14 protein-coding genes are annotated in these 14,072 nt (G+C 62.4%); 10 read left to right on the top strand and 4 right to left on the bottom strand.

Annotated features, from left to right (window positions below; translation table 11 throughout):
• The first annotated feature begins 2 nt into the window (after positions 1–2).
• Genes NKJ72_RS26730 through NKJ72_RS26720 form a run of 3 tightly spaced genes read left to right on the top strand, consistent with a single transcriptional unit; the run spans position 3 to position 2,824 of the window.
• Complete coding sequence (locus tag NKJ72_RS26730) at positions 3–950, top strand: 3-hydroxyacyl-CoA dehydrogenase (protein WP_352480130.1); 948 nt, start codon at positions 3–5, stop codon at positions 948–950.
• Positions 947–1,909, top strand: coding sequence for a 3,5-dioxohexanoate:acetyl-CoA acetone transferase (gene kce / locus NKJ72_RS26725; protein WP_352480129.1), 963 nt, complete (start codon positions 947–949; stop codon positions 1,907–1,909). The genes NKJ72_RS26730 and kce overlap by 4 nt, the downstream gene beginning before the upstream one ends.
• A 36-nt stretch (positions 1,910–1,945) precedes the next feature.
• Positions 1,946–2,824 carry an SMP-30/gluconolactonase/LRE family protein gene (locus tag NKJ72_RS26720; protein ID WP_352480128.1) on the top strand — a complete coding sequence of 293 codons (879 nt, stop codon included), beginning with the start codon at positions 1,946–1,948 and terminating at the stop codon, positions 2,822–2,824.
• Positions 2,825–3,492: 668 nt separating this feature from the next.
• Here NKJ72_RS26720 and NKJ72_RS26715 read toward each other — a convergent pair.
• The 4 genes from NKJ72_RS26715 to NKJ72_RS26700 form a co-directional block, all read right to left on the bottom strand.
• A complete protein-coding gene (locus NKJ72_RS26715) occupies positions 3,493–4,173 on the bottom strand; it encodes a hypothetical protein (protein WP_352480127.1) in 681 nt (226 codons plus the stop codon).
• 211 nt (positions 4,174–4,384) lie between these two features.
• Complete coding sequence (locus NKJ72_RS26710) at positions 4,385–5,257, bottom strand: carbohydrate ABC transporter permease (protein ID WP_352480126.1); 873 nt, start codon at positions 5,255–5,257, stop codon at positions 4,385–4,387.
• Positions 5,254–6,144 (bottom strand): carbohydrate ABC transporter permease, encoded by an 891-nt coding sequence (locus NKJ72_RS26705; RefSeq protein WP_352480125.1) that lies wholly within the window; start codon positions 6,142–6,144, stop codon positions 5,254–5,256. Before NKJ72_RS26705 ends, NKJ72_RS26710 begins: the two co-directional genes overlap by 4 nt.
• A 43-nt stretch (positions 6,145–6,187) precedes the next feature.
• A complete protein-coding gene (locus tag NKJ72_RS26700; RefSeq protein WP_352480124.1) occupies positions 6,188–7,480 on the bottom strand; it encodes an ABC transporter substrate-binding protein in 1,293 nt (430 codons plus the stop codon).
• 327 nt (positions 7,481–7,807) lie between these two features.
• Here NKJ72_RS26700 and NKJ72_RS26695 point away from each other — a divergent pair, with 327 nt between their 5' ends.
• The 7 genes from NKJ72_RS26695 to NKJ72_RS26665 are packed head-to-tail and all read left to right on the top strand — an operon-like array spanning position 7,808 to position 14,071.
• Positions 7,808–9,073, top strand: coding sequence for an extracellular solute-binding protein (locus NKJ72_RS26695; RefSeq protein WP_352480123.1), 1,266 nt, complete (start codon positions 7,808–7,810; stop codon positions 9,071–9,073).
• Between the two features lie 27 nt (positions 9,074–9,100).
• Positions 9,101–10,033, top strand: a complete 933-nt coding sequence (locus NKJ72_RS26690) for a carbohydrate ABC transporter permease (protein ID WP_352480122.1) — start codon at positions 9,101–9,103, stop codon at positions 10,031–10,033.
• The gene (locus tag NKJ72_RS26685) at positions 10,030–10,869 is read left to right on the top strand and encodes a carbohydrate ABC transporter permease (protein WP_352480121.1); all 840 of its coding nucleotides are present in this window, start codon (positions 10,030–10,032) and stop codon (positions 10,867–10,869) included. The genes NKJ72_RS26690 and NKJ72_RS26685 overlap by 4 nt, the downstream gene beginning before the upstream one ends.
• A complete protein-coding gene (locus NKJ72_RS26680; protein WP_352480120.1) occupies positions 10,866–11,606 on the top strand; it encodes a PIG-L deacetylase family protein in 741 nt (246 codons plus the stop codon). The genes NKJ72_RS26685 and NKJ72_RS26680 overlap by 4 nt, the downstream gene beginning before the upstream one ends.
• Positions 11,603–12,478, top strand: coding sequence for an ROK family protein (locus NKJ72_RS26675; RefSeq protein ID WP_352480119.1), 876 nt, complete (start codon positions 11,603–11,605; stop codon positions 12,476–12,478). The genes NKJ72_RS26680 and NKJ72_RS26675 overlap by 4 nt, the downstream gene beginning before the upstream one ends.
• A complete protein-coding gene (locus tag NKJ72_RS26670; RefSeq protein ID WP_254820103.1) occupies positions 12,475–13,245 on the top strand; it encodes a GntR family transcriptional regulator in 771 nt (256 codons plus the stop codon). The genes NKJ72_RS26675 and NKJ72_RS26670 overlap by 4 nt, the downstream gene beginning before the upstream one ends.
• A 34-nt stretch (positions 13,246–13,279) precedes the next feature.
• Positions 13,280–14,071, top strand: a complete 792-nt coding sequence (locus NKJ72_RS26665) for a sugar isomerase domain-containing protein (protein ID WP_352480118.1) — start codon at positions 13,280–13,282, stop codon at positions 14,069–14,071.
• The last annotated feature ends 1 nt before the right edge of the window (position 14,072 follow it).

The raw sequence follows: 14,072 nt of genomic DNA, 5'->3' as shown, positions 1-14,072 counted from the left end.
TCATGGCGAAGGTAGCAATTGTCGGAAGCGGCTTCATCGGGCGAGCGTGGGCCATCAGCTTCGCTCGTGCAGGCCATGATGTGCGCATGTGGGACCAGGCGCCGGCCGCGGCCAGCGGTGCGCGCGACTATATTGCCGGCGTGCTCGGCGACCTTGCCGCCAACGATTTGCTGCGGGAACAGGCGGTCGATGCCGTGCTTGGCCGCATCACCATCGTGGCGGAGCTTGGCGTGGCCTTGGCCGATGCCGTCCACGTCCAGGAGAACACGCCGGAAAACCTCGAGGTGAAGCGGGAAGTGTTCTCCCGGATCGACGCCCTTGCCGGTCCGCAGGCGGTGCTCGCCAGTTCCACCTCGGCGCTGTTGCCGTCGAAATTCAGCGATCATCTTCAGGGGCGCCATCGCTGCCTCGTCGTGCACCCGATCAATCCGCCCTATCTCATCCCAGCAGCGGAAGTCGTGCCGGCGCCATGGACCTCCGCCGAAACGGTGGAAAGGACCCGCGCCTTTCTTGTCGACGCGGGCCATGCGCCGCTGGTGATGAAGCGCGAACTCGACGGCTTCATCATGAACCGCTTGCAGGGTGCGCTGTTGGAGGAGGCGTTCCGGCTCGTCGCCGACGGCTATGCCAGCGTCGAGGACGTCGACACGGGCCTGCGCGAGGGGCTGGCGCTGCGCTGGTCGTTCATGGGTCCGTTCGAAACGATCGACCTCAACGCGCCTGGTGGCGTGCGCGACTATGTAGAGCGCTACCAGACGATCTATTCCAACATCTTCCCGCAGATGCTGCGTCGGGTCGACTGGGCCGGCGAGGTCATGGAGACGGTCGAGGCCGAGCGCCGCAACCGGCTGCCGCGGGAAGAACTTGGCGAGCGGCAGGTCTGGCGCGACCGCCGACTGATGGCGCTGGCTGCGCACAAGAAAAAATCGGATCAGGAGTTTGGACGATGACGGAAACAAGCCGCAAGCCCGGCTCCCAGCAGACCAAGGGCAAGGTCATCATCACCTGTGCGGTGACGGGCGCAATCCATACGCCGACCATGTCGCCCTATCTGCCGATCACGCCGGACCAGATCGCCTCGGAGGCGATCGCGGCGGCCGAGGCCGGTGCGGCGATCCTGCATCTGCATGCCCGCGACCCTGAGACCGGCAAGCCGGACCAGACGCCGGAGGCGTTCGCGCGTTTCCTGCCGCGCGTCAAGCAAGGCACCAATGCCGCCATCAACATCACCACCGGCGGCAGTCCCTACATGAAGGTCGAGGAACGTGTGCGCCCCGCCGCGCAGTTCAAGCCGGAAGTCGCCTCGCTCAACATGGGCTCGATCAATTTCGGGCTCTATCACCTCGTAGACAAATACGAGACATTCAAGTTCGACTGGGAAAGGCCGCACCTGGAAGCGACGCGTGACCTGGTCTTCCGCAACTCGTTCAAGGATATCGAGTACATACTGGAGACCTGTTACGACAACGGCACGCGCTTCGAGTTCGAGTGCTACGACATTGCCCATCTCTATAACCTCTCCCATTTCGCCGATCGCGGGCTGGTGAAACCACCGTTCTTCGTGCAGTCCGTGTTCGGCCTGCTCGGCGGCATCGGTACGCACCCCGAAGACGTCGCCCATATGAAGCGCACCGCCGATCGGCTGTTTGGTGATCGATTCCGCTGGTCGGTGCTGGGCGCGGGCGCCAGCCAGTTGCGCATTGCCGCGCAATCGGCAGCGCTTGGCGGCAATATCCGCGTCGGGCTCGAAGACAGTCTGTGGGCCGGCAAGGGCAAGCTTGCCAAATCGAACGCCGAGCAGGTGGTGCTCGCCCGCAAGATCATCGAAGGCCTCGGCATGGAAGTGGCGACGCCCGACGAGGCTCGCGAAATCCTGTCATTGAAAGGCGGCGACAAGGTCGCGTTCTGACTCGTTGCCGAGAGCGCCGAAACAGAGGAGGACCGCATGAAGATCGAAGTCGTAGTGGACGTGAAGACCACGCTGGGCGAGGGACCACTGTGGGACGTCGAGCAGGAGCGCCTTTACTGGATCGACAGTTTCGATGGGCGCGTGTTTCGAGCGACCGCCGACGGCCGCGAGATCCGTTGCTGGGACGTGCCGATGAAGATCGGCTCGATGGCATTGCGCAAGGACGGCGGCGGCGCGGTGGTGTCGCTGCAGCGCGGTTTCCATCTGCTCGATTTCGCCAACGGCGAGGTGACGCCGATCCATGATCCGGAGCCGGACAGGCCGATGAACAGACTCAATGACGGCAAGGTCGACCGGCGCCGCCGCTTCTTCGCCGGCTCGATGGATACCATGGAAGAGGGGCCGTCCGGTGGGCTCTACCGGCTCGATCCCGATTTCTCCGTCACCAAAATAGATTCCGGCATCATCTGCTCGAACGGCCCATGCTGGAGCCCCGACGACCGCACTTTCTATTTCGCCGACACCTGGACCGGCGAGATCTGGGCCTACGACTATGATATCGAAACCGGTGCCGCCACCAACCGGCGCACTTTCACGCGCGTCGATACCAGCCGGGGAGGGGCGGCCGACGGCTCGACTGTCGATGCGGAAGGATTCCTCTGGAACGCGCTGGTCTATGACGGCAGGCTGGTGCGTTACGCGCCCGACGGCAGTGTTGATCGCATCATCGACATGCCCGTCAAGAAGATCACCAGCGTCATGTTCGGCGGGCCGAAGCTCGACACCCTGTACGTCACGTCGATGACCAAGCCGCCGCTGCCGCGCTTTCCGGGCGACGGAGTTTTACGTGGCAGCCTTTTTGCCGTCACCGGCCTCGGTGTAACGGGAGTTCCGGAGCCAAGATTTGCCGCGTAGATCGGTGCGTAGTTGCGATCGTCCTTCCCGCCCGCTTGGTGCCACCCCAACGTCTCGTCGCAGGGCACCCGGCGCTGGAAGCTCGTGCCCTGCGGTTCTGATGGAACCCACAATGACGAGCCTGGGGTCGCTTCGCGCGAAGTGCGCGCGAACATGGTTCCCGGAGAAACCATCAACCGAGCCTTGGAAGCCTGCTCGGAACAAGAAATCCACCCATTAGCAACTCCAATGCATCGAGTGCGTCTTCGTCCCGCAAATTGGTCAGAGCTACGCTGTCCACGAAGACAACCTCTTCATTGTCTATGTCATAGACCTCCCAAAGCCCGTCCTTGATCCTCCGGATGGCGTGCCGACGCTCCATAAGCAAAACCTAATACTTGAGTCGCGGCGAGGTTGGTAGAAAAATTGGGGCACGAGCCGATCATAATAGTGGAAAACCGCAGGTCCGCCCTGACGATGCTCTTAGATAGTCGAGCCTACGATCGAATCCACGAAGAAGCGAAGCCTGGATTGAACTGCGCGCCGGCATACAGATTCAGCCGGCATACAGATTCAAATGAATGCGATGGATGACCTGGTCCATTGGCCAGATCGTTCGAGTAATGATGTCCTGCAAATCGTTCGATGGAACGGGAACTGGAGTCGTCGGTTCCCGGCCTATCTTTGATTTAGCCATGGGGTGCGCCTACCAGCTCATCCTCGGCGGCTGCAAGAACACGTTCGGGGTCCGAGGCGAGCACATCTTGCGGACGTTTGCCTCCCAGGAAGCTATTGACCGATGCAAACCAATAGGCGAGCCCCCAGTCATCCTTTTTCCTGTGCAATACACTCAGAACCTTAGCGAGTGTTTTGACGGGCCGGTATCCAGCGGTAGAGTCCAGAGCATAGCCAGGAAAATAGTCTACGCCCCGATGCCGAACTGCGAAGATCCGCCCTTCTTTTTTCCACTTGTTTGGCTGCGCACTTGGGTTGCTTGTGCTGAACCCTGCCATTGACGCGATTTGGGGAGCGGTCAGCCAATCACCGCTTTCCAACACTGCCCCTCTCGCCTCGGCCGTCATCCGCGCTTCTATAAGCATATGCTGCGGGGGCGGTACGTGAGGGACCAGGGCCTCGATTATTGAGCTTATGGCTTCGCGTTGATGATTAATCAGAATCGTACGAACCAGAGGCGCAATGCTGACGAGCGTGGCCGCGAGGCTGCGCACAGCAGGTTCGCTCCCATGCTCGAACGTTAGTGCTATGACCTGCTCCGCACTTAACCGATCAAGTTGGTCAACAACCTGCTTCGGCGTTCCGGTGAGAGCGCCAAATCCCGACAGTTCGATGGTCTCGTTGGTAGGTGCCATGATATCCCGCTCCTTGGGTGATGAGCACAGTTACATATATAGCAGCATAACCAATATCGGGGCTGCGCTGGATGCACGTAGGCAGCGGGGGAATTCGCGTCGGATTCGCCGATAAACAGAAAGCTTCAGAACGCGGCTATCAGCGTAGCTCCGTTATGCGCACCAGCGCGTCCCAATGACGGCCGGGCGGATGCCGGCAGTGCCGCCGACGCTATCCCTTGATCGCCGAGCCGACGATCGAATCCACGAAGAAGCGCTGCAGGAAAACGAACAGCACCAACGGAGGCAGCACGGCAAGTGTGGCGCCGGCCATCACCAGCCCAGTATTGAGGGCGCCTCTGTTGTAGCTGAGCAGGCGGCTGAGGCTGATGACGATCGGATAGTCGTGTGCATCGCCCTGTAGAACCGTCAGCGGCCAGAGATAGCTGTTCCAATGATAGACGAAGGCAAACAGCGCCAATGCTGCGATCGCGGGCGCCACGCTCGGCGCGACGATCTTGAACAGGATTACAAGTTCCGACGCCCCATCCATCCGTGCCGCGTCGATCAAATCGTCCGGCACGCCGGCGATGAACTGGCGCATCAGAAAGATGCCGAAGGCATTGGCGAGGTTGGGCACGATGATGCCGGCAAGGCTGGCATTCAAGCCGATCGATCCGACGAGCCGGTACAACGGGATCAGCGTGACGATCGGCGGCAGAAACATTGTGGCGATCAGCACGGAAAACAGCAGCGAGCGACCGGGAAAGTGGTGCTTGGCGAAGGCGTAGCCAGCCATCATGCTGGTGACCAGAATGCCTGCGGTGGTGATCGAGGCGATCACCAGCGAATTCCACATCGAGCGGCCGACATTGATGACGCCGGAGACTTTCTCATAGGCTTCGAGGCTCGGCGTGCGCGGTATCCACACCGGCGGCACCTGCATGGTTTCGGCCGGCGTCTTCAGGCTGGAGAGTACCATCCACAAGAGCGGGAAGGCGGAGGCCACGGCAACCAGCAGCATCAGCGTGGCGAGCAGCGCTCTGCGGCCCGCCAGGCGTTTGCGCGCCCACAGGCTCGATCCTGAGGGGCCCCGCGCGCTCATTGGTCATCCTTCCGGTTGGCAAATGCAAACAGCGCGCACACAACGACGATCAGCGCCAGCATCAGCATCACTGCCATGGCCGAGCCCAATCCGCCTTGCGCGCGCTCAATGCCGACACGGCGGATGTGATAGGTCAGCACGTTGGTCGAGCCGACCGGCCCGCCTTGGGTGATCAGCGCCACCGGCTCGAATACCTGCACGGCGTTGATGATGGCGATGACGGCGCTGAAGAGAAGCGTGCGCCGCAGCAGTGGCAAGGTGATGAAGCGGAACTGTTCGCGCCGATTGGCGCCGTCCAGAGTCGCCGCCTCATAAAGACTGCCCGGGATCTGGGTCAGCCCGGCAACGGCCAGCACCGTGAAATAGCCGATCTGCTGCCAGACATTGAGCACGACGATCGAGATCAACGCCGATCTTGGCGAGGACAGCCAGGGTTGCGGGCCGATGCCGGCGAGGCCGAGCATCTGGTTGAGCGGCCCTTCACTCGGCGAATAAAGCTTCGACCAGACCAGCGTCACGGCGATCATGGGCACCATGTAGGTGGAAAACAACACGGTCCGCAGCGCCGTGCCGCCTGCGACATCGCGCTGGTAGACCATCAAGCCGAACACTACCGAAAGGGGCAGGATGAGCATCACCGACAACGCCGTGTAGATCGCGGTGTTGAGCAGTGCTCGCTTGAAATCCCGTCCGACCGAGGTCGGTCCGAATATTTCGCGAAAATTGTCGAAGCCGATGAAGCTCGCACTGGAAAAAGGTGTTTGCGTCGACCAGTCCTGGAATGACAGCCAGATGGTGAGCAGCATCGGCAGCAGGATGAAAACGCCGATCAATGTCACGGCGGGCGCCAGCATGATGCCCGCCGAGGCACGATAGGTCTTGATCATCGCTCTGCTTCCAAAGCGTCGGGCTCACGAAACGGCGCCTTCGCTATTTGGCGGCACGCTCCAGGATCGAGACGGCATCGGCCTGCGCGTTCGCCTGCGCATCCTTGGCCGAGAGCTGCCCATACTGCAACGCCTCGAGCGTCTGCTGGAGCGATTCGCTGAACTCCTGCCCTCCCGGGACGACAGGGAAGGGCTTGGCGTCGGCAAGCACGCTGACATAGCCAGACAGGAACTCGGAACCGAGCTTGTCCTTGTGGGCTTCGATGTCGGAGGTCCGCGTCGGCAGGATGCCCATCGACATCAGAATATCCGACATTGCCGAGGCGCCGTTCTTGCCGGACTTCGGACTGTTCAGCCATGCCAGGAAATCCCATGCCGCTTTTTGCTCGGCCTGACCGGCATTGGCGTTGACGACGGTCATCCACGAATAAGAGATCGAGTGCGGTTTGTCGCCGCTCGGGCCGACCGGGATGGGTGCGGTGGCGATATTGGAGAACTTGTCGCCCATGCCGCTCTTCAATGCGCTTTCCCACCAGTTGGCCATGATGATCATGCCGGTCTTGCCGGAGACGAAATTGTCTAGGAAGGGGCCGGTGGTGTTGGCGTCGGCGGTGGCCATCGCCGGATCGCTGGCGCCCGACTGGATCAGATCCTCGTAGAGCTGGAAAGTCTCGCCGGCTTGAGGACTGTTGAGCATCGGTTTGCCGTCCTTGACCAGCTCGCCGCCATTGGAGACCAGCAGCGAGGCGAACGGGTGGACGACGCCAGCCGCCCAGGAGTTGATCATGCCGAAACCTTGCTGGCCGGCGTCTTTCCGGGTCAGCTTCTGGGCGGCATCCTTCAATTCGGACCAGGTCTTCGGTGCGGCCGTAATGCCGGCCTGCTTAAACAGCTCCTTGTTGTAGTTCAACGCATAGACGTCGATCTCGTTTGGAATGCCGTAGAGCGTGCCGCCGACAGAGGCCGCACTGACGACACCGGCCGGCCACGCACTCTTGACCTCGCCGGCAACCGTATCGGGGGCCGGCGCGACCAGCTTGTCTCGCGCCAGTTCGGGCAGCCACAAATCGTAGATGCCGCCGATCGTCGGCCCATCGGAACTGCCGCCCTGGGAACGCAGTGTCGTCAGGAGGTCGCCGAAGGGGACGGCGCGGATGGTGACGGTCACATCCGGATTGCTCTTGGCGTAGTCCTTGGCCGCCGCGTCCAGCAAAGCGACCGTTTCGGGCGACCAGTGGGTCAGATAGGAGATGTTGACCGATTGGGCCCAACCAAGGGTGGGCGAGGCCAACAACCCTGCAGCCAGCGCCAGTTTCGAAATCCAAGCCAAAGACATCCGGCCCTCCGCATAGCCACACAGCTATGTCCATGACGTTATGACAACATGAAGCAACGATGCAAGCGCTATCTTCGTGATGAGCTCCTGCCGGTGTTACGGCGTTTTCTTACTGCGGTCCTCAAATCGTGCCATATTATATTGTGAAAACAAAGAATTAGGTGATACGGTTCGAGCTGATTCTCCGCTGCCGGCCATGCCCGAACACACTGTAAGGCACTTGCGGTTGAAGTCATGTCGTTATAATGAGATGAGAAAGGCTTATGACCGCCTCTCGGCTTTTGAACCGCTGTGGGAATGACAATCCACAAGAATGGGAGACTGAGTATGTTTTCAATTCATCGACGCGCCGCACTCGGCCTGATCGGCGGCTTTGCCGCAGTCTGCACCGGGGTCCTCACCGCACTGCCGGCAAAGGCTGAGGACACCGTGACCCTGTGGAGTTGGCGCACCGAGGACCAGGCTGCGATGCGCCGCATCTTCGATGCCTTCGAGGCCAAGACCCCAGGCATCAAGGTCAACGTCCAGTTCACCCCCGACGCCGACTACCAGAACCGGCTGAGCACGGCGCTGCGTGGCGGCCGCGGGCCTGATATCGCCCAGCTCAAGGCATACGGGGAACTGCAACCTTTCATCGAGGGTGGTTATCTCGATGCGCTCGACGACAGCGTGCCGGAGCTGAAGAACATCGCTGATGCCGCCCTCGGCGGCGCTCGTGGCCGCGCCGACGGCAAGATCTACGGCGTGCCCTATTCGGTGCCGATGATGGGCGTCTTCTATAACCAGGACATTTTTGCCGCCGAGGGCATCGAGATCCCCAAGACCTACAAGGATTTCGTCGCCGCCTGCGAGAAGCTGAAAGCGGCCGGCATAACGCCGATTGCCGCCGGCGGCGCCAACGGCTCCGCCTGGGCACTGGAGATCGGCGTTGGTGTCGTCGGCCCGACCATCTATGGCCCGGGCTTCTACGACGAAATGATGAGCGGCAAGGCGACCTTCGAGGATCCGCGCTACGTGGCTGCCCTGAAACGCTATGCCGAGTTGAAGCCGTATTTCTCCGACGGCTTTGCCGGCGTCGATTACACCACCTCGACACAGCAATTCATCGGCGGCAAGGCGGCCATGTTCTTCGGCGGCTCGTTCGAGAACGGCAGCTTCAAGGCGCAGAACCCGAAGCTGAAATTCTCGATCTTCCCGTTCCCCGCCGATGACCCGGCAACCAAGCTCTACACCTCGGCCTTTTCAGACGGCTCCTATGGCCTGGTCTCTGAAAGTACCAACAAGGAGGCGGCGACCAAGGTGCTCAACTTCATGGCCTCGGCCGAGTTCGCGCAGCTCTTCGCCGACGAGTTGGGCTGGCCGCCGGCCCGCACCGACGTCACCGTCAAAGATCCGGTGCTCGCCAAGATGATGGAAATGTCGAAGAATTCCACACCCTATCTGACGCTTGTCGGCTTCCGCTGGCAGACGCCGACGGCCTCCTCGATCCTTCAGTCCGAGATCATCGACATGGTCGAAGGCAACATCACGCCGCAGAAGCTGGCGGCCGACATGCAGGCCGCCGTCAGCAGCTGGTTCAAGCCGAAGCAGTAGGCCGTCACACCCTGCGCGAAACAGCACATGATCGCCCGTCGCCGCAAAAGCAGCCTTCAGCGCACCCAGCAGCGCATGGCCGTGCTGTTCATCCTGCCGGCATTGGCCGTCTATTCGCTGTTTGTCCTTTATCCGCTGCTGATGTCGCTGTGGGGCAGCTTCTTCGTCTGGAGGGGCCTGCGCATGCTGGAGTACGCCGGCATGTCGAATTTTACCCGCCTGTTCGTTTTCCCGAGCGGCGGACGGCTCTACGGAGCGCTCTGGCACAACGTCGCCTGGTTCTTCGGCATCATGCTGTTTCAGAACGGCCTTGGCCTGCTGTTCGCCTGGCTGCTGTTCCTGCGCGACAAGGGTGCGGCCTTCTTCCAGTCGGTCTTCTTTTTCCCGGCGGTACTGAGCCCAGTTATCGTTGGCGCCCTGTGGCGCCTGCTGCTGGCGCCCGGCGGCACCATCGAATGGATGCTCAACAGCCTTGGCCTGCACCACGGCAGCCTGACCGTTCTCGGCAACAGCCACACGGCGTTGGCGATGCTGATCGCCGTCGACGCCTGGAACTGGATGGGCCTGCCGGTGCTGATCTACACGGCCGGCCTCAGGCAGATTTCCGGCCAGATATTCGAGGCTGCCAGGCTGGACGGCGCCGGCAGCGGCCGCATGCTGGTCTCGGTTGCCCTGCCTTTGCTGATGCCGGCCATCGGCACGCTGACGACGCTGTCGTTCATCAACACCTTCAACCAGTTCGACATCGTCTATGTCATGCAAGGCGTGCAGGGCAATCCAAGCTATTCGACCGACACGCTGGTAACCTATTTCTACCGGCTCGCCTTCGGCGCCGAAGGCGCGGTCGGCATCACGGATATAGGCCTGGCGCTTGCGCTGGGAACGCTGCTGTTTCTCATCCTCAGCATCGGCACGCTTCTGATGCTACGCTTCTTCGACCGTCGCACGGTGCAATTGTGAACGCCCTCGTCATCCCTCAACAGCTCGCACGGCTGCCGGGCTGGACGGCGCTGGTCCTGTGGACCGCAGCGGTGCTGTTGCCGCTCTATATTCTCGTCGTCTCCTGTTTCAAGACCACGGCGGAGATCTACGACAACAGGCTCGGCCTGCCGCAAAGCTTTGCCTTCGACAATTTCGTTGCGGCCTGGACGCGCGCCGATCTCGGCCAGAATTTCATCAACAGCCTGATCGTCACCGGCGGTGCGGTGATCCTGACCATCTTCGTGTCGGCAATGGCCGCCTTTCCGCTGAGCCGCTATCGGCTGGGCTGGAACGGCATCATGCTCGGCCTGTTCCTGTCCGGCATCATGCTGCCGATCCGGCTTGCCTCGGTGGAGCTGTTCACGCTGATGCGCAACCTTGGCCTGCTCGATTCGCTGACCGGCCTGATCCTCGTCTATTCGGCTATCCGCATTCCCTTCGCCGTCTTCATCTTCGCAAATTTCATGCGGGTGCTGCCGTCCGAGCTCGACGAGGCGGCGCGCATGGACGGGGCCGGCGAGGCGCGCATCCTGTTCCAGATCGTGCTGCCGATGGTGAAGCCCGCAATATCGATCGTCGCCATCTTCACAGCTATCGCCGTCTGGAACGACTTCTTCTTCCCACTGATCTTCATCTTCGATGATCGCTACAAGACCGTGCCGCTGGCCATCAGCGTCTTTGTCGGCCAGTTCCGCACGGATTGGGGCCTGGTGTTCGCCTCGCTTGCGATCTCCATGGCGCCCATCCTGATCATGTACTGTCTGCTCGCCCGCCAGATTCGCGAAGGCGTCGGCACCGGGGGAGGGGTGAAATGATCGAGGACAAGGTCTATGCCGCACGCTCAATCCTGGTCGTCGGGGCGCATGCCTTCGATGCCGAGGTGATTGCCGGTCCGCTGGCGGCGGCGGCAGTGCAAGGTGGCGCCGAAGTCACCTTCCTGCATCTCAGCATGGGCGAACAGGGCCATCCAAGCCTCATCCCCGAGCACTATTGCGTCCAGAAGCAGGAGGAGGCCGCAAAGGCCGCAGCCAGGCTAGGCGTTGCCATGCGCAGTCTCGGGCTGCACGACGCCTTCTTGCCTTGCGACGACGAGACGGCGCTCAAGGTGTGCGACGTTGTGCGCGAGTTGAAGCCGCAAATCGTTATCACCCACTGGCATGGCAGCTGGCACAAGGACCATCGCGCCGCGGCCCGGCTGACGCAGACCGGCATCTTCTTTGCGGCATTGCCAACGCTGAAGCGCGATCATGGCGCATACACGCCGCAACTGCTGCTGTTCGGCGAGAACTGGGAGGACGACGAGGGCTTTCGTGCCGAGCATCTCGTCGATGTCAGTGACGGCTTCGACGCCTGGAGCGAGGCGGTGCAGGAATACGAACTGGCACGTGGCCTGAGCAGTTTCCCGTATGTCGATTATTACAGCGCACTTTATCGGCTGCGCGGCTGTCTGCGCGGCACGCGCTACGCGCAGGGTTTTGCCGCGGCCTCGCAATCCTGGCATGCCGGCAGCGGGCTGTTCGCGCCGGCTGCCAATCGGAGCCGCTCTCGATGACACGCATTCTGGCCATCGATCTTGGCGGCACCAATTTACGCGCCGCAATCCATACCGGCGATGTTCGCTGGCTGGAGATGCTCAGCCGCGAGCCTGCGCCGGGAAGCCTTGATGCCTTCGTCGCCCGTATCGGCGCGTTGCGCGCCGAGGCCGGTCCGGTCGACGCCCTTGGGCTGGCGGTGCCGGGGCTTGTCGAAGGCTCGGTCTGTCGTTGGGTTCCGAACCTGCCCTATCTCGACGGTGTCGACATCGCGGCGTTGTTTCCTCGTCTGCGCTTGTCTGTTGGCAATGACGCACAGATCGCCATGCTGGCCGAAGCGGTCGAAGGTGCTGCAAAGGGCCTGTCCGATGCCATCCTGCTGGCGATCGGCACCGGCATCGGCTCCGCCGTTCTGGCCAATAATCGCATCGTCGCCGGCGCACGTGGCGGCGCCTGCTCATTCGGCTGGGCCTGCGCCGACATCGAGGATGAAGGCGAGGACCGCAGCGGCTGGCTGGAGCGCTTCGCTTCCGGGCGGGCGTTCGACGCCGCGGCACGCCAGATCGGGCTGGCCAACGGCGGCAGGCTGGTCGAGGCGGCCCGGGCTGGCAAGACGGCCGCCCTTGACGCATTGGAGCTGCCGGCGCGCCGGCTGGGCACCGCCCTTGCGGGTGCGGCCGCGCTGCTCGATCCCCAGGCAGTCCTGATTTCCGGCGGCCTTGCCGATGCGCTGGACGTGGTAGGGCCGCCACTACTTGCGGCATTGCGGCGTCAGCTGCCGCCGCATCTGCGCGGCGTCGTTCTGCGGTCCGGCGAATTCGGTTCCCGCGCCGGTCTCGTCGGCGCCTCGCTGGCCGGTCTCGCCGGAGCACAGTGGAGGCAGATAAGATGAGCGAGCCGAGCTTTCAGCAACCGGACCGCAAAAGGCCCGAGCCGCTCTGGTATCAGGTGGAAGAGGCTATCCGCGCCATCGTCAAGAGTGGCGAGTGGGCGACTGGCGACCAGATTCCGGCCGAAGACAGACTGTGCGCCCTGTTCGGGGTGAGCCGCATCACGCTGCGCCACGCGCTGCGCAATCTGGAGGAGCACGGGCTGCTCAGGCGCGAACATGGCCGTGGCACCTTCGTGCGCTCCACCACGCTGGTCGCCGGCACCCGCGAACTGACCAGCTTCACGCAGGAAATGGGCAATATGGGCGTGGTCGCGGGCTCGCGCTTGCTCGACTGCAGCCTGACCACCGCCAATGCCGCCGCGGCCGGAGCGCTGGAGATCGAGGAAGGCGACCCGGTGGTGCGCGTCCGCCGGCTCAGGCTCGGCAACAACGAGCCGATCGGTATCCAGACGGCGCAGCTCTCGGCCGCGCGCGTGCCCGGCTTTCTCGATGCCGGCCTGCTGCAGGGCTCGCTCTACGAAGCGCTGGAGCGCCATTACGGCATCGTGCCGGTCGCGGCACGCGAAAACTACCGTGTCGGTGCGGTCGGAGCGGCGGATGCCGAGTTGCTCGATCTGCCCGCGGGGAGTCCCGCTTTCGTGGTCGAGCGCATCACCACCGACGAGCGCGGCCCATTCGAATTCACCGTCTCGGTCATGCGTGGGGACCGCTACGAAATCCGCTCGACGCTGCGTGCCGGTCGCGCCGCGCCAACCGCAAGAAGCTGAGCCATACCAAGCCGACCATAACAGGAGTACCGACGTGCCCGATCTTTACATACCTCGCCTTGCCGCCCTTATCGAACAGGCCTCGAAAGCCAATGCCGAAGCCTTTGGTGAGGCGGCCAGCCGCTTTGCCGACACACTCGAGAGCGGTGGCTTGGTTCATCTCTACGGCTCTGGCCATTCGGTGTTGCCGGTCCAGGAAGTGTTTCCGCGCTACGGCAGCTATGTCGGCTTCAATCCGCTGACCGACCCGCGTGTCATGTGGCATAATGTGCTCGGCGCCGGTGGCGTGCGCGAACTTCTGTGGCTGGAGCGGACCGAGAAATACGCCGAGAAATTCCTAGATCATCAGCCGCTCAACAAAGGCGATTCGATCATCATCTTCGGCCACAGCGGCCGCAATTCGTCCGGCATCGACACCGCGCTTTACGCGAAAAAACGCGGCATCTTTGTCGTTGCGGTGACCAGCAAGAACAATCTCGACAAGCCGGCGACGCACTCTTCCGGCAAACGGCTGGCCGACGCCGCCGACCTTGTCATCGACACCTGCTCGCCGATCGAGGATGCCATCGTGCCGGTCGAGGGCTGGAGCCGGCCGGTCTCCGGTTCGTCGACCGTGCTTGCCATGATCCTGGCGCATGAGTTGATCGCCCGCACCGCCGAGGCGCTTACGAAGCGCGGCATCGAGCTGCCGGTCTTCGCCTCGCCGACGATTGCCGGCGTCACACTGCACGACACCGACGTCATTTATGGCGTCTATCGCGAGAGAATGCTCGAGGCGCAGAAGAAGCACCTACCGGCCTTCCAGGCAACCATGCGCGGCGAATGAC

It is taken from the genome of Mesorhizobium sp. M0045 (genome assembly GCF_040323385.1).
GTDB lineage: Bacteria > Pseudomonadota > Alphaproteobacteria > Rhizobiales > Rhizobiaceae > Mesorhizobium.
This window is presented reverse-complemented; position numbering and strand designations above follow the sequence as displayed.